The following is an 18,780-nucleotide window of genomic DNA, read 5'->3' on the forward strand; positions in this document are numbered from 1 at the left end:
TCCCTGCCGAGATCCCATGGCGCTAAGCATACATCTGGGGGCGCACAAGACCGCCTCGACCCATCTGCAATTTTCCCTGCGCCAGGTGCGCGACCGGCTGCTTTGCGCCGGGCTGGCCTATGTCGATCCGGCCATGCTGCGCGGCCAGCCGCTGTCGCTGTCCGCGGTCCTGGCCCAGGGCATCGGCGGCCGGGACCAGGAATCCGCCCGGCAGATGCTGCTGGACATGCGGCAGGGCTGCCGCGATCTGCTGATCTCGGAAGAGAACATCCTGGGCATGACCCATCGCAGCCGGCTGTTTTCCCGGCGCGGCGAGATCTATCCCCGCGCGGCGCAGCGGCTGCGGCATGTCATCGCGCTGGCGGGCGGCGGGCCTGCGGTGGTGTATCTGTCGCTGCGCGACCCGGCCTCCTTCATCGTCTCGGCCTTCGCGCTCCAGGTCGCCGGCGGCAAGGAAATCGACATCGCCGCCTATCTGGGCGACCGCGATCCGGCCCGTTCGGCCTGGGCGGGGCTGGTCGGGCGGCTGGCGGCGGTCGAGGGCGTCTCGCGCATCGTGCTGTGGCGCTACGAGGATTATCCCGCGCTGCGTCTGCGGCTGCTTGAACGGCTGCTGCCCGCCGGCCTTGCCGCCAAGGTGCCCGACCCGCCGCCCGCCAACGTCAGCCTGACCCAGGCCGGCTATGACTGGCTGCTGCGCCGCGCCGCATCGGGCGAGGGCGTCGACCAGTGCACCCTGGCGCGACGTGCGCGCGAGCGGTTCCAGCCCGCCTCGGGCCATGCCCGGCTGCGCCTGCTGGATGACGAGACCCATGCCCGCTCGGCCCGCAACTATGCGCAGGACATCGCCGCCCTGCGCGCCATGCCGGGGGTCGAGTTCCTGGAGCCGTGATCGCCGCCGCTCAGATCGGCGCTTGAAATGCCGGCCGACGCAGGCTATCTGACCCGCTGCAAGACCGAAGGAAAACCCATGGCCAATCCCGTCCAGTTCATCAGCCAGGTCCGCGCCGAGCTTGGCAAGATCACCTGGCCCACCCGCCGCGAGGTGGTGACGACCACGATCATGGTCTTCATCATGGCGACGCTGGCCTCGATCTTCTTCTTCCTCGTCGACCTGCTGATCAAGACCGGCCTTTCGGTCGTCATCAACCTGGTCGGCAGCTGAGGGCTTGCATTGAAGGGCAGGGGGCGTTATGTCCGCCCGACCTGCCCGTGATACGGCGTGCATCGATTCGGTCGTGCGCGCCGATTTCAATTTGGCCGGCGCCTGCGGCGATTGCCAAGGGGTAGGCCGGGGCGGACAAGGAATTCAATGGGTTGGCCTTGGCTCGCCCGGAAGGAAACAGGGGTCGATCGAGACATGGCAAAGCGTTGGTATTCGGTCAGCGTCCTGTCGAACTTTGAAAAGAAGGTCGCCGAGGCGATTCGCCAGGCCGTGGTCGAGAAGGGCCTCGAGGACGAGATCGACGAAGTGCTGGTCCCGACCGAGGAAGTGATCGAGATCCGCCGCGGCAAGAAGGTCACGTCCGAGCGCCGCTTCATGCCCGGTTATGTGCTGGTGCGCATGGAGCTGTCGGACAAGACCTATCACTTGGTGAACTCGATCAACCGCGTCACCGGCTTCCTGGGCGCGCAGGGCAAGCCGATGCCGATGCGCGACGACGAGGTGAACGCGATCCTGCATCGCACCGGCGAGGGCGGGGCCGAGGTGGCGCCGCGCAACCTGATCCGGTTCGACGTGGGCGAAAAGGTGAACGTGACCGACGGGCCCTTCGAGGGCTTCTCGGGCATGGTCGAGGAAGTGGACGAGGCCGCGAACCGCATCAAGGTCACGGTGTCCATCTTCGGCCGCCCGACCCCGGTCGAGCTGGAATTCACGCAGGTCTCCAAGACCGCGTGATCGTCTGCGGGAGGCGCCGGCCCTTCGGGGCCCAGCCGCACCGCTAAGTCGGCCCCTTTTCGGGGCGTGATGATAAGGAGAGGGCCAGATGGCCAAGAAAGTTGTCGGCAGCCTCAAGCTGCAAATCAAGGCGGGTCAGGCGAACCCGTCCCCGCCCGTCGGCCCGGCCCTGGGTCAGCGCGGCATCAACATCATGGAATTCTGCAAGGCGTTCAACGCGCGCACGCAGGAGATGGAGCAGGGCTCGCCTGTTCCGGTCGTGATCACCTATTACGCCGACAAGTCCTTTACCTTCGAGACCAAGACGCCCCCGGCCTCGTTCCTGCTGAAGAAGGCCGCCGGCCTGAAGCCGCAGGGCAAGCGCAACCGGGCCAAGGGTTCGGAAAAGCCCGGCCGCCAGGTCGCCGGCACCGTGACCGTCAAGCAGGTCCGCGAGATCGCCGAAGCCAAGATGAAGGATCTGTCCGCGAACGACGTGGAGGCCGCGATGCAGATCATCCTGGGCTCGGCGCGTTCGATCGGCATCGAGGTGAAAGGCTAAGCCATGGCTAAACTGTCGAAAAAACAAGCCGCCGCCCGCGCCGCCTTTGCCGGCAAGGCCAACCTCGCGGTCGAGGAAGCCGTCAAGCTGGTCAAGGAGAACGCCAGCGCGAAATTCGACGAGACCGTCGAGATCGCGATGAACCTGGGCGTCGATCCCCGCCATGCCGACCAGATGGTCCGCGGCGTCGTGACCCTGCCCAACGGCACCGGCAAGGACGTGCGCGTCGCCGTCTTCGCCCGCGGCCCCAAGGCTGACGAGGCGAAGGCCGCCGGCGCCGAGATCGTCGGTGCGGAAGACCTGATGGAGACGATCCAGTCGGGCAAGATCGAGTTCGATCGCTGCATCGCCACCCCGGACATGATGCCGCTGGTCGGCCGTCTGGGCAAGATCCTGGGCCCGCGCAACCTGATGCCGAACCCCAAGGTCGGCACGGTGACGATGGACGTGAAGGGTGCCGTCGAGGCCGCCAAGGGCGGCGAGGTCCAGTTCAAGGCCGAGAAGGCGGGCGTGGTCCATGCCGGCGTCGGCAAGGCCTCGTTCGACGCCGAGAAGCTGGCCGAGAACATCCGCGCCTTCGTGGATGCGGTGAACCGGGCCAAGCCCTCGGGCGCCAAGGGCACCTATGTCAAGAAGGTCTCGATCAGCTCGACCATGGGTCCGGGCGTGTCGCTGGACCTGGCTTCGACCGCCGCGCAGTGACGCGGCAGGAATTTCGCCGGCTTCCTTCAACAGGGCGCCGGCGGATGGCGGGGCAGCGATGCCCCGTCCTGTCCGAGACGGAGGGTGCGGGACGCGATCATTGATCCGGGCCGCTTAATCGTCCTTCCTGAGATGGGATCAAGACCATTTTCCGGGCCTCGCTCCGGGTGATCTTGGGACCGTCACGGACCCTCCAGTCGCTGTTCGGGCGGCTGGAAAGTGAGAGCCGGGGGGAAACCCCCAACTTGGAGTGAAACCGTGGATAGAGCGCAAAAAGAACAGGTGGTCGAAGAACTCGGCCAGATCTTTGAAGCCTCTGGCGTCGTGGTGGTTGCCCGCTACGAGGGAATGACGGTTGCCCAGATGCAGGACCTGCGCGCGCAGATGCGCGAAGCCGGCGGGTCCGTTCGCGTTGCCAAGAACAGGCTCGCCAAGATCGCCCTGGATGGGAAGCCTTGCGCAAGCATCGCCGACTATCTGACGGGTATGACCGTGCTCGCCTTTTCCGAAGACCCGGTGGCTGCCGCCAAGGTCGCGGATAAATACGCCAAGGGGAACGACAAGTTCGTGATCCTGGGCGGTGCCATGGGCGACACGGCGCTTGACCCTGCCGGTGTGAAAGCCGTGGCCCAGATGCCGTCGCGCGAGGAGCTTATCGCTTCGATCGTGGCCTGCATCGGTGCCCCTGCTTCCAACATCGCGGGCGCGATCGGCGCACCTGCCAGCAACATCGCGGGCATCCTCTCGACTCTGGAAGAGCGCGAGGCCGCCTGAGGCAATCCCCATTCCGTCGTGGGGTTGAAACCCCGACGTTGGAACACTTAATGGAAAGAACGGAAAAATGGCTGATCTGAAGAAACTCGCCGAAGAAATCGTGGGCCTGACCCTGCTGGAAGCCCAGGAACTGAAAAACATCCTGAAAGACGAATACGGCATCGAGCCCGCCGCTGGCGGCGCGGTCATGATGGCCGGTCCGGCTGCCGGCGCCCCCGCCGAAGCCGCTGAGGAAAAGACCGAATTCGACGTCGTCCTGCTGGACGCCGGCGCCAACAAGATCAACGTGATCAAGGAAGTGCGCGGCATCACCGGCCTGGGCCTGAAAGAAGCCAAGGATCTGGTCGAAGCCGGCGGCAAGGTGAAAGAGGGTGCCTCGAAAGCCGACGCCGAGGAAATGAAGAAGAAGCTCGAAGCGGCTGGCGCCAAGGTCGAGCTGAAGTAATTGGCCGTTTCGGCCGATTGACTGCAAGAAATGGGCAGGGTCCGGGGTTTTCCCGGACCCTGCCGAACCTGTCTTGAAGGGCGGTTTGTCCGCCAGACCTTCCTTCAGGGCATGTTCGGGGTTCGGGAGCCTCGCGGTGGGACGCGCGGCACGAATGGAACCCCGCCCCTCATTCGCCGCCTTGCGCCGGTCGGGCCCCGACGGCCGCTGCAAGCGAAAGACGAAAGGTAAGACCCTCTATGGCGCAAGCTTATGTCGGCCAGAAACGCATCCGGCGTTACTATGGCAATATCCGCGAAGTTCTGGAGATGCCGAACCTGATCGAGGTTCAGAAATCCTCCTATGACCTGTTCCTGCGCTCCGGCGACGCCGAGGGCCATCAGGACGGCGAAGGCATCCAGGGCGTCTTCCAGTCGGTGTTCCCGATCAAGGACTTCAACGAGACGGCGACGCTGGAATTCGTGAAATACGAGCTGGAAAAGCCGAAATACGACGTGGACGAGTGCCAGAGCCGCGACATGACCTATGCCGCGCCGCTGAAGGTGACGCTGCGTCTGATCGTGTTCGATGTCGACGAGGCGACCGGCGCCAAATCGGTCAAGGACATCAAGGAACAGGACGTCTACATGGGCGACATGCCGCTCATGACGCAGAACGGGACGTTCATCGTGAACGGGACCGAGCGCGTCGTGGTGTCGCAGATGCACCGTTCGCCCGGCGTGTTCTTCGACCATGACCGCGGCAAGACCCATTCCTCGGGCAAGCTGCTGTTCGCCTGCCGCATCATTCCCTATCGCGGCTCGTGGCTGGACTTCGAATTCGACGCCAAGGACCTGGTCTTTGCGCGCATCGACCGCCGCCGGAAGCTGCCGGTGACGACGCTGCTCTATGCGCTCGGCATGGACCAGGAGGGCATCATGGATGCCTTCTACAATACCGTGGACTACAAGCTGCAGCGCGCCGGCAAGGGGCAGGCCGCGGGCTGGGTCACGAAGTTCTTCCCCGAGCGCGTGCGCGGCACCCGCCCGACCTATGACCTGGTGAACGCCGAGAGCGGCGAGGTCATCACCAAGGCCGGCGACAAGGTGACGCCGCGGCTGGTCAAGCAGCTGATCGAACAGGGCGACGTGAACCTGCTGCTGCCGTTCGAAAAGATCATCGGCCGCTTCGTCGCCAAGGACATCATCAACGAGCAGACCGGCCTGATCTATGCCGAGGCCGGCGACGAGATCACCGTCGAATACGACCGCGACGGCGAGATTTCGGGCGGGCTGCTCAAGGTGCTGCTGGACAACGGCATCGAGGAGATCCCGGTCCTCGACATCGACCATGTCAACGTCGGCCCCTATATCCGCAACACCATGGCGGCCGACAAGAACATGAGCCGCGAAGGCGCGCTGATGGACATCTATCGCGTCATGCGTCCCGGCGAGCCGCCGACCGTCGACGCCGCCTCGGCGCTGTTCGGCAGCCTGTTCTTCGACAGCGAGCGCTATGACCTGTCCGCCGTGGGCCGGGTCAAGATGAACATGCGCCTTGACCTGGATGCGCCGGACACCCAGCGCACCCTGCGCAAGGAGGACATCATCGCCTGTATCCGCGGGCTGGTGGAACTGCGCGACGGCAAGGGCGAGATCGACGACATCGACCACCTGGGCAACCGCCGGGTGCGCTCGGTCGGCGAGCTGATGGAGAACCAGTATCGCATCGGCCTGCTGCGCATGGAACGCGCGATCCGCGAGCGCATGTCGGGCGTCGAGATCGACACGGTGATGCCGCAGGACCTGATCAACGCCAAGCCGGCCGCGGCCGCGGTGCGCGAGTTCTTTGGCTCCTCGCAGCTGTCGCAGTTCATGGACCAGACCAACCCGCTGTCGGAAGTCACCCACAAGCGGCGCCTGTCGGCGCTTGGGCCGGGCGGCCTGACCCGCGAGCGGGCCGGCTTCGAGGTGCGCGACGTCCATCCGACCCATTATGGCCGGATGTGCCCGATCGAGACGCCGGAAGGCCAGAACATCGGCCTGATCAACAGCCTCGCGACCTTTGCCCGCGTGAACAAATACGGCTTCATCGAGACCCCCTATCGCAAGGTGGTCGAGGGCCAGGTGACGGATGACGTGATCTACATGTCCGCCACCGAGGAGATGCGCCACACCATCGCCCAGGCCAATGCCGAGCTGGACGGCGAAGGCCGCTTCGTGCAGGAGCTGGTCTCGACCCGCCAGGCCGGCGACTTCATGCTGAACCCGGTCGAGGCGGTGGACCTGATCGACGTGTCGCCGAAACAGCTGGTTTCGGTCGCCGCGGCGCTGATCCCCTTCCTTGAAAACGACGACGCCAACCGCGCGCTGATGGGCTCGAACATGCAGCGCCAGGCGGTTCCGCTGCTGCGGGCCGAGGCGCCCTTCGTCGGCACCGGCATGGAAGCGACCGTGGCGCGCGATTCCGGGGCGGCCATCATGGCCCGTCGCGGCGGCATCATCGACCAGGTCGACGCGCAGCGTATCGTTATCCGCGCCACCGAGGACCTGGGCGCGGGCGATGCGGGCGTGGACATCTATCGCCTGCGCAAGTTCAAGCGTTCGAACCAGTCCTCGACCATCAACCAGCGCCCGCTGGTCAAGGTAGGCGACAGGGTGGTCAAGGGCCAGGTCGTGGCCGACGGTCCCTCGACCGACCAGGGCGAACTGGCGATCGGCCGCAACGTGGTCGTGGCCTTCATGCCCTGGAACGGCTACAACTACGAGGACTCGATCCTGATCTCCGAGCGGATCCACCGCGACGACGTGTTCACCTCGATCCATATCGACGAATACGAGGTTGCGGCGCGCGACACCAAGCTGGGCCCGGAAGAGATCACCCGCGACATCCCGAACGTCGGTGAAGAGGCGCTGCGCAACCTCGACGAGGCCGGCATCGTCTATATCGGCGCCGAAGTGGGTCCGGGCGACATCCTGGTCGGCAAGATCACCCCGAAAGGCGAAAGCCCGATGACGCCGGAGGAGAAACTGCTCCGCGCCATCTTCGGCGAAAAGGCGTCGGACGTGCGCGACACCTCGCTGCGTCTGCCGCCGGGGGCCTATGGCACCATCGTCGAGGTCCGGGTGTTCAACCGCCACGGCGTCGACAAGGACGAGCGCGCGCTGCAGATCGAGCGCGAGGAAGTCGAGCGCCTGGCCCGCGACCGCGACGACGAGCTGGCGATCCTGGAGCGCAACATCTATGCGCGCCTGAAATCGCTGATCATGGGCAAGGAAGTCGTCAAGGGGCCGAAAGGCATCCGCGCCGGCGCCGTGGTGGACGAGGACCTGCTGGGCCAGCTGAGCCGGGGCCAGTGGTGGCAGCTTGCCGTCGCCGACGAGGACACCGCCAAGGAAGTCGAGGCGCTGAACCAGCAATTCGACGCGCAGAAGCGGGCGCTGGACAACCGTTTCGACGACAAGGTCGAAAAGGTGCGCCAGGGCGACGACCTGCCTCCGGGCGTGATGAAGATGGTCAAGGTCTTCGTCGCGGTGAAGCGCAAGCTGCAGGCGGGCGACAAGATGGCCGGCCGTCACGGCAACAAGGGCGTCGTCTCCAAGGTCGTGCCGATCGAGGACATGCCCTTCCTGTCCGACGGCACCCCGGTCGACCTGGTGCTGAACCCGCTGGGCGTGCCCTCGCGGATGAACGTGGGCCAGATCCTGGAAACCCACATGGGTTGGGCGTCGCGCGGCCTGGGCATCAAGATCGACGAGGCGCTGCAGGACTATCGCCGCAACGGCGACATGAGCCCGGTGCGCGAGGCGATGCGGAACGGCTATGGCGACGACTTCTATGCCGAGACCTTCGAGGGCATGGATGACGAGACCCTGCTGGAGCATGCCGATGCGGTGCGCGGCGGCGTTCCGATCTCGACGCCCGTCTTCGACGGCGCGAAAGAGGCGGACGTGAACGACGCGCTGCGCCGTGCGGGCTTCGACACCTCGGGCCAGTCCATCGTCTTCGACGGCCGCACCGGCGAGCAGTTCGCGCGCCCGGTCACCGTCGGGATGAAATACGTCCTGAAGCTGCACCACCTTGTCGACGACAAGATGCACGCGCGTTCGACCGGGCCTTACTCGCTTGTCACGCAGCAACCGCTGGGCGGCAAGGCGCAGTTCGGCGGCCAGCGTCTGGGCGAGATGGAGGTCTGGGCGCTGGAAGCCTATGGCGCCGCCTATACCCTGCAAGAGATGCTGACGGTCAAGTCGGACGACGTGGCCGGCCGGACCAAGGTCTATGAGAGCATCGTCAAGGGCGAGGACAATTTCGAGGCCGGCGTGCCGGAATCGTTCAACGTCCTGGTCAAGGAGGTCCGGGGTCTGGGCCTCAACATGGAACTCCTGGATGCGGAGGACGAGGAGTGACGGATCGCTTCGGGGGTGCGCCAGGGCGCACCCCGCCGGTCCGTTGCCACGCCCCCGCGCCCCTCATTAGGATTTGAAAATGAACCAGGAACTCGCCACCAATCCCCTGAACCCGCTGGCTGCGCCGCGGCAGTTCGACGAAATCAAGATCTCGCTGGCCTCGCCCGAGGAAATCCTCGCCTGGTCCTATGGCGAGGTGAAGAAGCCCGAGACCATCAACTACCGCACGTTCAAGCCCGAGCGTGACGGTCTGTTCTGCGCGCGCATCTTTGGCCCGATCAAGGACTACGAATGCCTCTGCGGCAAATACAAGCGCATGAAGTATCGCGGCCTGGTCTGCGAGAAATGCGGCGTCGAGGTGACGCTGCAAAAGGTCCGGCGCGAGCGCATGGGCCATATCGAGCTGGCCGCCCCGGTCGCGCATATCTGGTTCCTGAAGTCGCTGCCCTCGCGCATCGGCCTGATGCTGGACATGACGCTGCGCGACCTTGAGCGCATCCTGTATTTCGAGAACTACGTCGTCATCGAGCCGGGCCTGACCGACCTGAGCTATGGCCAGCTGCTGACCGAAGAGGAATTCCTCGACGCGCAGGACCAGTATGGCGCCGACGCCTTCACCGCCAATATCGGCGCCGAGGCGATCCGCGAGATGCTGGCCAACATCGACCTGGCCGCCACCGCCGAACAGCTGCGCGAGGAGCTGAAGGAAGCGACGGGCGAGCTGAAGCCGAAGAAGATCATCAAGCGGCTGAAGATCGTTGAATCGTTCCTCGAGTCGGGCAACCGTCCCGAATGGATGGTGCTGACGGTGATCCCGGTCATCCCGCCGGAACTGCGCCCGCTGGTGCCGCTGGACGGCGGCCGCTTTGCCACGTCCGACCTGAACGACCTGTATCGCCGGGTGATCAACCGCAACAACCGCCTGAAGCGGCTGATCGAGCTGCGTGCGCCCGACATCATCGTGCGCAACGAAAAGCGGATGCTGCAGGAATCGGTCGATGCGCTGTTCGACAACGGCCGCCGCGGCCGCGTCATCACCGGCAACAACAAGCGCCCGCTGAAATCGCTGTCGGACATGCTGAAGGGCAAGCAGGGCCGGTTCCGCCAGAACCTTCTGGGGAAACGGGTCGACTTCTCGGGCCGGTCGGTCATCGTGACCGGGCCGGAGTTGAAGCTGCACCAATGCGGCCTGCCGAAGAAGATGGCGCTGGAGCTGTTCAAGCCCTTCATCTATTCGCGGCTTGAGGCCAAGGGGCTTTCCAGCACCGTCAAGCAGGCCAAGAAGCTGGTCGAGAAAGAGCGTCCCGAGGTCTGGGACATCCTGGACGAGGTGATCCGCGAGCATCCGGTGCTGCTGAACCGTGCGCCGACGCTGCACCGCCTGGGCATCCAGGCCTTCGAGCCGATCCTGATCGAAGGCAAGGCGATCCAGCTGCACCCGCTGGTCTGCTCGGCCTTCAACGCCGACTTCGACGGCGACCAGATGGCCGTCCACGTCCCGCTGTCGCTTGAGGCGCAGCTGGAAGCGCGCGTGCTGATGATGTCCACGAACAACGTGCTGTCGCCCGCCAACGGCGCGCCGATCATCGTGCCGTCGCAGGACATGGTCCTTGGTCTCTACTACACGACCATGGAGCGCGAGGGCATGAAGGGCGAAGGCATGGTCTTTGCCAACCTCGAGGAAGTGGAACACGCGCTGGCCTCGGGCGCGGTGCATCTGCATGCCCGCATCACCGCCCGCCTGCCGCAGATCGACGAGAACGGCAACGAGGTCATCAAGCGCTTCGAGACCACGCCCGGCCGCATCCGCCTGGGCGCGCTGCTGCCCAAGAACGCCAAGGCGCCCTTCGAGCTGGTCAACCGCCTGCTGCGCAAGAAGGACATCCAGAACGTCATCGACACCGTCTACCGCTACTGCGGCCAGAAGGAATCGGTGATCTTCTGCGACCAGATCATGGGCCTGGGCTTCCGCGAGGCGTTCCGCGCCGGCATTTCCTTCGGCAAGGACGACATGGTCGTGCCGCCGACGAAATGGGACCTGGTCGAGGAGACGCAGGACCAGGTCAAGCAGTTCGAGCAGCAATACCTGGACGGCCTGATCACCCAGGGCGAGAAATACAACAAGGTCGTCGATGCCTGGTCGAAATGCAACGACCGCGTCACCGACGCCATGATGAAGACCATCTCGGCCACCAAGAAGGACGAAAACGGCGCCGAGCTGGAGCCGAACTCGGTCTACATGATGGCGCATTCGGGCGCGCGGGGCTCGGTCAGCCAGATGAAGCAGCTGGGCGGCATGCGCGGCCTGATGGCCAAGCCGAACGGCGAGATCATCGAGACGCCGATCATCTCGAACTTCAAGGAAGGCCTGACCGTTCTTGAATACTTCAACTCGACCCACGGCGCGCGCAAGGGCCTGTCGGACACCGCGTTGAAGACGGCGAACTCGGGCTACCTGACCCGCCGCCTGGTGGACGTGGCGCAGGACTGCATCATCCGCGAGCATGATTGCGGCACCGAGCGGGCGATCACCGCATCGGCCGCGGTCAACGACGGCGAAGTCGTCAGCCCGCTTTCCGAGCGCGTGCTGGGCCGCGTCGCGGCCGAGGACGTGCTGGTTCCGGGCGAGGACGTGGTCATCGTGCGCAAGAACGAGCTGATCGACGAGCGCAAGGCCGACGAGATCGAGGTGGCGGGCGTGCAGAACGTGCGCATCCGCTCGGCCCTGACCTGCGAATCGGACGACGGGGTCTGCGCGCTGTGCTATGGCCGCGACCTGGCCCGCGGCACGCTGGTCAACATCGGCGAGGCGGTCGGCATCATCGCCGCCCAGTCCATCGGCGAGCCGGGCACGCAGCTGACGATGCGGACCTTCCACATCGGCGGCATCGCCCAGGGCGGCCAGCAGTCCTTCATCGCCGCGGCGCAAGAGGGCACGGTGGCTTTCGAGAACGAAAGCACGCTGGAAAACGCCAATGGCGAGCTGATCGTGATGAGCCGCAACATGCAGCTGCACATCAAGGGCGCGACGGGCGACACGCTGGCCAGCCACAAGCTGTTCTACGGCTCGAAACTGTTCGTGCGCGAAGGCGATGCCGTGGCGCGCGGCCAGAAGATGTTCGAATGGGACCCCTATACCCTGCCGATCATCGCCGAGAAGGCGGGCATCGCGAAATATGTCGACCTCATCAGCGGCATTTCGGTCCGCGACGAGACCGACGACGCGACGGGCATGACGCAGAAGATCGTGACGGACTGGCGCTCGGCCCCCAAGGGCAACGAGCTGAAGCCCGAGATCATCATCGTCGACCAGGATGGCGAGCCGGTGCGCAACGAACAGGGCAACCCGGTCACCTATCCGATGTCGGTCGAGGCGATCCTGTCGGTCGAAGAAGGCCAGGAGATCCGCGCCGGCGACGTGGTGGCGCGTATCCCGCGCGAAGGCGCCAAGACCAAGGACATCACCGGGGGTCTGCCCCGCGTGGCGGAACTGTTCGAGGCTCGTCGTCCCAAGGATCACGCGATCATCGCCGAACTGGACGGCTATGTGCGCTTCGGCAAGGACTACAAGAACAAGCGCCGCATCGCCATCCAGCCCGCCGACGACACGCTGGAGCCGGTCGAATACATGGTGCCGAAAGGCAAGCACATCCCGGTGCAGGAAGGCGACTTCGTGCAGAAGGGCGACTACATCATGGACGGCAACCCGGCGCCGCATGACATCCTGCGCATCATGGGGATCGAGGCTCTGGCCGATTACCTGATCGACGAGGTGCAGGACGTCTACCGGCTGCAAGGCGTGAAGATCAACGACAAGCACATCGAGGTGATCGTTCGCCAGATGCTGCAAAAGATCGAGATCCTCGACAGCGGCGACACCACGCTGCTGAAGGGCGAGCATGTCGACCGCGACGAGTTCGAGGAAGAGAACGCCAAGATCGAAGCCAAGGGCGGCCGTCCGGCCACCGGCGAGCCGGTGCTGCTGGGCATCACCAAGGCGTCGCTGCAGACCCGCAGCTTCATCTCGGCCGCCTCGTTCCAGGAGACGACCCGCGTGCTGACCGAGGCCGCCGTCCAGGGCAAGCGCGACAAGCTGGTCGGGCTCAAGGAGAACGTGATCGTCGGCCGGCTGATCCCGGCCGGCACCGGCGGGGCCACGGCCCGCGTGCGCCGCATCGCCACCGATCGCGACCACGAGGTGATCGAGGCGCGCCGCGCCGAGGCGGAAGCCGCCGCCGCGCTGATCGCGCCGGAAGACACCCCGGCCGAGGTCGGCGGCGACGAGTGATCGCCCGCGGATGAAACTGGAAAGGCCCGGCAGCGATGCCGGGCCTTTTTGCTGGGGCGGGCTTGCCTCCGTTTCGGCAATCTGGGATTGCATGGCACGGGCATTATCCGCCGAAGGTTGCCTGGGCGCCTTCTTGCGGTGAACGGCCCGCCGTCCTGCCGATGTCCCTTGCGTTTCCGGGCTTCGGCCGGCCGGGGTAACGCCAGGGTAACGATTGTCGAGGAGGAACATCCATGCAGCTGTGTGGGCATTGCGGCTCGGAGGTTAAGGAAGGTTTTACGGTTTGCGCCGGCTGCGGGGCCAACCTGCGACGCAGCCTGTGGCCGATCATCATCGGCGGGCTTGCGGTGGTTTTCGGCGTGGCCATGCTGCTGGACGCCTTGCTGGCCTTGACCTCCAACTTCTCCTGGGCGCTGAGGAATGGCGGCATCGGCGGCGTTCTGGTTCTGGTCGGCTATCTGATATTCCGATCGGGCTGGAAGAAGCAGTGGTACAGGCGCAACGCCTGATCGCGGTTTCCCATGGGCCGGACAGCGGCTCGCGGCCGGGGTGCCAGGGCGGTTCGTGGCCAAAAGGCCGCGGAACCGCCGACCGGCTGCGGGTGCGCTTGACAGGCTATGGCTTTCTTTCTGCGGCTTTCCTAAGCATTGGAAAACCGCCGGGAATCGCCATGCGCACGCCGCTTCTTTCATCGGGTCGAAAGGGTCGGCCGCCCGCCGAGCCGCAGGTCTTTTCGGCCAGTGCCGCCGACAACCTGCGCGGCTCGGCGCTGATGATGCTCAGCATGGCGGCCTTTATCTGCAACGACGCGCTGATGAAGGCGGTGACGCAAAGCCTGCCGCTCTACGAATCCATCGCCATCCGCGGCGCCATGGTGCTGCTGACCATGGTGCTGATCGCGCGGGCGCAGGGCGGCGTCCGGCTGCGGGTGCCGCGCGGCGACGTCTGGCCGCTGGCGCTGCGCACGGTGGCCGACGTGATCTCGACGGTGTTCTACCTGCTGGCGCTGCGGCGCATGGCGCTGGCCGACATCTCGGCGATCATGCAGGCGCTGCCGCTGGCGGTGACGCTGGCGGCGGCGCTGTTCTTTCACGAAAGGCTGGGCTGGCGGCGGCTGCTGGCGGTCGGCATCGGCTTTCTGGGCGTGCTGCTGATCCTGCGGCCGGGGACCGGGGCTTTCGACCTGTGGTCGGCGGTGGCGCTGGCGGCGATGCTGCTGATCGTGCTGCGCGACCTGGTGACGCGGACCTTCTCGGTCGGGGTCGGCTCTTCGGCCATCGCCTTTTACGCGGCGCTGGCGGTGATGCTGTCGGGCTTCGTGCTGGGCTGGACGGAAAGCTGGCGCATCCCCACCCTGGCCGAGTTCGCGCTGCTGGCGATGGCCGCGGGGTTCCTGACCGTGGGCTATATCACCGCCGTCGCCACCATGCGGGTGGGCGAGATCTCGGTCGTCGCGCCCTTCCGCTATACCTCGCTGGTCTGGGCGGTGGTGCTGGGGCTGGCGATCTTCGGCGAATGGCCGGACCTGTGGACCTGGGCCGGCTCGGCGCTGGTGGTGGGGGCGGGCATCTATACCATCCTGCGCGAGCGACGGTTGCAGGGGAGGGGGTGATGCGGGTGCAGATGCTGGGCCTGTGCCGGTTTTCCTATCTCGGCGGGCGCGGCTTCCAGGTCGCGCACGAGTCGCTGGAGGAGCGGCGGGCGTTCCTCTATGACCCCGCGCGGCTGGCGCGGCGCTGGTTCTGGTTCGAGCATGTCGCGCTGCCCGGCTGGCTGGCCCAGACCGATCCGGATTTCACCCTGGTGCTGATGACGGGGCCGGACCTGCCCGAGCCCTGGCTGTCGCGGCTGCGCGAACTGGCCGGGATCATGCCGCAGGCGCGGCTGGCCCTGGTCCCGCCGATGGAGCGGCATGTGGAGGCCTGCATGGCCGCCGTCGCCCCCCATGTCGAGCCGGGGGCCGATGTCGTCGGCCATTTCCGCCATGACGACGACGATGCGGTGGCGGTGGACTATATCCGCGACGCCCGCCGCGATTTCGCGGCGATGCAGCCGCTTTGGCGGCAAAGGCGCCGGCTGTCCTGCGACTATTCCCGCGGCGTGGTCCTGCGCGCGGGGGCAGGGGGGATCGGCGCGGAACTGCGGATGATCCACAATGCCAGCGCGGCGCTGACCATCTACCTGCCGCCCGATGCCGGGCGCTGCGCGCTGCATTTCCCGCATTGGAAGGTGGCGATGTCCATGCCCGGCGTGACCATGCCCGGCAAGGTGATGTATGCGCGGATGCTGCACCGCGACAACGATTCCGGCGCGGTCGGCGCGGGCTATCCGATCGAGGGGCAGGGGGCCGTGATGCCCGCCTTGCTGGCCGACCGTTTCCGCATCGACCTGCCCGGACTGGACGAGGGCGCGCGGCGCCTGTGGCCGGGGTGAAGAGCGGCGGCGGGGTTGTTGACTCACCCCCGGTTTGCCCATATACGCGCCTTCACCCGTCAGGAATCTGATCGGGGCCCAGAACCTCTGTGGTCATGATCCGGGCCGAATGCCCCGATCCTCTGGTAATTCAGCCCGTCCTCCCCGGTTTCGGGGACAGGATGGGTTGTGGCGTTTCACGATAGGCGTGATTCGCCGTCGAGAAGTGGCGCAGCCGATGGCTGCGAGTATTGACGAAAGCAAGACGGGGAACCGAATGCCGACGATCCAACAGCTGATCCGCAAACCGCGGCAGCCCAAGGTGCAGCGCTCGAAGTCGCAGCATCTGCAATCCTGCCCGCAGAAGCGGGGCGTATGCACGCGCGTCTATACCACGACGCCGAAAAAGCCGAACTCGGCCATGCGTAAGGTGGCCAAGGTCCGCCTGACCAATGGTTTCGAAGTCATCTCCTACATTCCGGGCGAAAAGCACAACCTGCAGGAACACAGCGTCGTGCTGATCCGCGGCGGCCGGGTGAAAGACCTTCCGGGTGTCCGCTATCACATCCTGCGCGGTGTGCTGGATACCCAGGGCGTCAAAGACCGTCGCCAGCGTCGTTCGAAATACGGCGCCAAGCGTCCGAAGTAAGGAGATCCGCATATGTCTCGTCGTCACGCCGCTGAGAAGCGCGAAGTCCTGCCCGACGCCAAGTATGGCGATCGCGTGCTGACCAAATTCATGAACAACCTGATGATCGACGGCAAGAAATCGGTTGCCGAACGCATCGTCTACAGCGCCCTCGACCGCGTCCAGGGCAAGCTCAAGCGCGAGCCCATCGAGGTCTTCCACGAGGCGCTCGACAACGTGAAGCCCTCGGTCGAGGTGCGTTCGCGCCGGGTCGGCGGCGCCACCTACCAGGTTCCGGTCGAGGTTCGCCCCTCGCGCCGCGAGGCCCTGGCGATCCGCTGGCTGATCGACGCTTCGAAAAAGCGCAACGAACACACCATGGAAGAGCGCCTCGCGGGCGAGCTGGCCGACGCGGTGAACGGCCGCGGCACCGCCGTCAAGAAGCGTGAGGACACGCACAAGATGGCCGACGCCAACAAGGCGTTCAGCCACTACCGCTGGTAACCGGAAGGAAGGCCCTTTATGGCACGCGAATATCCGCTGGAGCGCTACCGGAACTTCGGGATCATGGCCCACATCGACGCGGGCAAGACCACGACGACCGAGCGCATCCTGTTCTATACCGGCAAGAACCACAAGATGGGCGAGACGCACGAAGGTGCGTCCACCATGGACTGGATGGAGCAGGAAGCCGAGCGCGGCATCACCATCACCTCGGCGGCGACCACCACCTTCTGGCAGCGCCACGAGGATGCGGACTTCACCCCCGATGACAAGGAGCGTTGCCGCTTCAACATCATCGACACCCCCGGCCACGTCGACTTCACCATCGAGGTCGAGCGTTCGCTGGCCGTGCTCGACGGCGCGATCTGCCTGCTAGACGGCAACGCCGGCGTCGAGCCGCAGACCGAGACGGTGTGGCGCCAGGCCGACCGCTACAAGGTTCCGCGGATCGTCTTCGTCAACAAGATGGACAAGATCGGTGCCGATTTCTTCAAATGCGTCGCCATGATCAAGGACCGCACCGGCGGCACCCCCTGCCCGATCGCCCTGCCGATCGGCGCCGAGGACAAGCTGGAAGGCATCGTCGACCTGATCAAGATGGAAGAATGGGTCTGGAGGGGCGAGGATCTGGGCGCCTCCTGGATTCGCCAGCCGATCCGCGAGGATCTGCAGGACGTCGCCGAGGAATGGCGCGGCAAGATGATCGAACTCGCCGTCGAACAGGACGACGAGGCGATGGAAGCCTACCTGGAAGGCAACGAGCCCGACGAGGCGACGCTGCGCAAGCTGATCCGCAAGGGCACGCTGTCGCTGTCCTTCTTCCCGGTCATGGCCGGCTCGGCCTTCAAGAACAAGGGCGTGCAGCCGCTTCTGAACGCGGTGGTGGACTTCCTGCCGGCGCCGACCGACGTTCCCGCCTACATGGGCTTCGCCCCCGGCGACGAGACGGAAGAGCGCAACATCGCCCGTCACGCCGCGGATTCGGACCCGTTCTCGGCGCTGGCGTTCAAGATCATGAACGACCCCTTCGTCGGCTCGCTGACCTTCACGCGGATCTATTCCGGCGCCCTGAAGAAGGGTGACCAGATGCTGAACTCGACCAAGGGCAAGCGCGAGCGCGTCGGCCGGATGATGGTGATGCACGCCATCAACCGCGAAGAGATCGACGAAGCCTTCGCCGGCGACATCATCGCCCTGGCGGGCCTGAAGGAAACCACCACGGGCGACACGCTGTGCGACCCGGCGAAACCGGTGGTCCTGGAAACCATGACCTTCCCCGAGCCGGTGATCGAGATCGCCGTCGAGCCGAAGTCCAAGGCCGACCAGGAAAAGATGGGCCTTGCCCTGCAGCGCCTGGCCGCCGAAGACCCGTCCTTCCGCGTCGAGACCGACCTGGAATCGGGCCAGACCATCATGAAGGGCATGGGCGAACTTCACCTCGACATCCTGGTGGACCGCATGAAGCGCGAGTTCAAGGTCGAGGCGAATATCGGCGCCCCGCAGGTGGCCTATCGCGAGACCATCTCGCGCGAAGCCGAGATCGACTACACGCACAAGAAACAGACGGGCGGTACCGGCCAGTTCGCGCGCGTCAAGCTGGTCATCACGCCCACCGAGCCGGGCGAGGGCTATTCGTTCGAATCGAAGATCGTCGGCGGTGCCGTGCCCAAGGAATACATTCCGGGCGTCGAGAAGGGCATCAAGTCGGTGATGGATTCGGGTCCGCTGGCCGGCTTCCCGGTGATCGATTTCAAGGTGGCGCTGATCGACGGTGCCTTCCATGACGTCGACTCCTCGGTCCTGGCCTTCGAGATCGCCGCCCGCGCCGCCATGCGCGAAGGGCTGAAGAAGGCGGGCGCCAAGCTGCTCGAGCCGATCATGCGCGTCGAAGTGGTCACGCCGGAGGAATATACCGGCTCGATCATCGGCGACCTGACCAGCCGTCGCGGCATGGTCCGCGGCCAGGACACCCGCGGCAATGCCAATGTCATCGACGCGATGGTGCCGCTGGCCAACATGTTCGGCTATATCAACAACCTGCGTTCGATGTCCTCGGGCCGCGCGGTGTTCACGATGCAGTTCGACCATTACGAGGCCGTGCCGCAGAACATCTCGGACGAGATCCAGAAGAAATACGCGTAATCCCGGCGGTGCGTGGGAAACCGCGCACCCTACCAACCCCGTAGGGTGCGTGGCTG

The 18,780-nt window shown here is 65.5% G+C and carries 15 protein-coding genes; all 15 read left to right on the forward strand.

The window, feature by feature from the left end; genetic code table 11:
* Window positions 1-16: 16 nt before the first annotated feature.
* The 15 genes from KF941_RS01720 to fusA all read left to right on the forward strand — a co-directional run bounded on the left by KF941_RS01720 (window position 17) and on the right by fusA (window position 18,724).
* Complete coding sequence (locus tag KF941_RS01720) at window positions 17-892, forward strand: hypothetical protein (RefSeq protein ID WP_114536195.1); 876 nt, start codon at window positions 17-19, stop codon at window positions 890-892.
* 78 nt (window positions 893-970) lie between these two features.
* Window positions 971-1,165, forward strand: coding sequence for a preprotein translocase subunit SecE (secE, locus tag KF941_RS01725; protein WP_024845742.1), 195 nt, complete (start codon window positions 971-973; stop codon window positions 1,163-1,165).
* A gap of 195 nt (window positions 1,166-1,360) precedes the next feature.
* Window positions 1,361-1,900: a transcription termination/antitermination protein NusG gene (gene nusG, locus KF941_RS01730; protein ID WP_036754109.1), complete on the forward strand. Its 540-nt coding sequence runs from the start codon at window positions 1,361-1,363 to the stop codon at window positions 1,898-1,900.
* An 88-nt stretch (window positions 1,901-1,988) separates the two neighbouring features.
* Window positions 1,989-2,441, forward strand: a complete 453-nt coding sequence (gene rplK / locus KF941_RS01735) for a 50S ribosomal protein L11 (protein WP_036754111.1) — start codon at window positions 1,989-1,991, stop codon at window positions 2,439-2,441.
* A gap of 3 nt (window positions 2,442-2,444) precedes the next feature.
* Window positions 2,445-3,143 (forward strand): 50S ribosomal protein L1, encoded by a 699-nt coding sequence (gene rplA, locus KF941_RS01740; protein WP_036754114.1) that lies wholly within the window; start codon window positions 2,445-2,447, stop codon window positions 3,141-3,143.
* A 258-nt stretch (window positions 3,144-3,401) separates the two neighbouring features.
* Window positions 3,402-3,917 (forward strand): 50S ribosomal protein L10, encoded by a 516-nt coding sequence (gene rplJ, locus KF941_RS01745; RefSeq protein WP_036754117.1) that lies wholly within the window; start codon window positions 3,402-3,404, stop codon window positions 3,915-3,917.
* A gap of 67 nt (window positions 3,918-3,984) precedes the next feature.
* Complete coding sequence (gene rplL, locus KF941_RS01750; RefSeq protein ID WP_036754120.1) at window positions 3,985-4,362, forward strand: 50S ribosomal protein L7/L12; 378 nt, start codon at window positions 3,985-3,987, stop codon at window positions 4,360-4,362.
* 239 nt (window positions 4,363-4,601) lie between these two features.
* On the forward strand, window positions 4,602-8,750 hold the full coding sequence (gene rpoB, locus KF941_RS01755) for a DNA-directed RNA polymerase subunit beta (protein ID WP_214272409.1): 4,149 nt from the start codon (window positions 4,602-4,604) through the stop codon (window positions 8,748-8,750).
* A 79-nt stretch (window positions 8,751-8,829) separates the two neighbouring features.
* Window positions 8,830-13,038, forward strand: coding sequence for a DNA-directed RNA polymerase subunit beta' (gene rpoC, locus KF941_RS01760; protein ID WP_036754126.1), 4,209 nt, complete (start codon window positions 8,830-8,832; stop codon window positions 13,036-13,038).
* Between the two features lie 233 nt (window positions 13,039-13,271).
* Window positions 13,272-13,547, forward strand: a complete 276-nt coding sequence (locus tag KF941_RS01765) for a hypothetical protein (RefSeq protein ID WP_114536197.1) — start codon at window positions 13,272-13,274, stop codon at window positions 13,545-13,547.
* Window positions 13,548-13,708: 161 nt separating this feature from the next.
* A complete protein-coding gene (locus KF941_RS01770) occupies window positions 13,709-14,650 on the forward strand; it encodes a DMT family transporter (RefSeq protein ID WP_083539324.1) in 942 nt (313 codons plus the stop codon).
* Complete coding sequence (locus tag KF941_RS01775) at window positions 14,650-15,471, forward strand: putative rhamnosyl transferase (RefSeq protein WP_214272410.1); 822 nt, start codon at window positions 14,650-14,652, stop codon at window positions 15,469-15,471. The genes KF941_RS01770 and KF941_RS01775 overlap by 1 nt, the downstream gene beginning before the upstream one ends.
* Window positions 15,472-15,727: 256 nt before the next feature.
* The gene (gene rpsL / locus KF941_RS01780) at window positions 15,728-16,099 is read left to right on the forward strand and encodes a 30S ribosomal protein S12 (protein WP_010399029.1); all 372 of its coding nucleotides are present in this window, start codon (window positions 15,728-15,730) and stop codon (window positions 16,097-16,099) included.
* A 12-nt stretch (window positions 16,100-16,111) separates the two neighbouring features.
* A complete protein-coding gene (gene rpsG, locus KF941_RS01785; protein WP_036754140.1) occupies window positions 16,112-16,582 on the forward strand; it encodes a 30S ribosomal protein S7 in 471 nt (156 codons plus the stop codon).
* Between the two features lie 18 nt (window positions 16,583-16,600).
* Window positions 16,601-18,724 (forward strand): elongation factor G, encoded by a 2,124-nt coding sequence (gene fusA / locus KF941_RS01790; protein WP_072464173.1) that lies wholly within the window; start codon window positions 16,601-16,603, stop codon window positions 18,722-18,724.
* Window positions 18,725-18,780: the final 56 nt, after the last annotated feature.

The organism is Paracoccus sp. pheM1 (genome assembly GCF_018499825.1).
Lineage (GTDB): Bacteria > Pseudomonadota > Alphaproteobacteria > Rhodobacterales > Rhodobacteraceae > Paracoccus > Paracoccus versutus.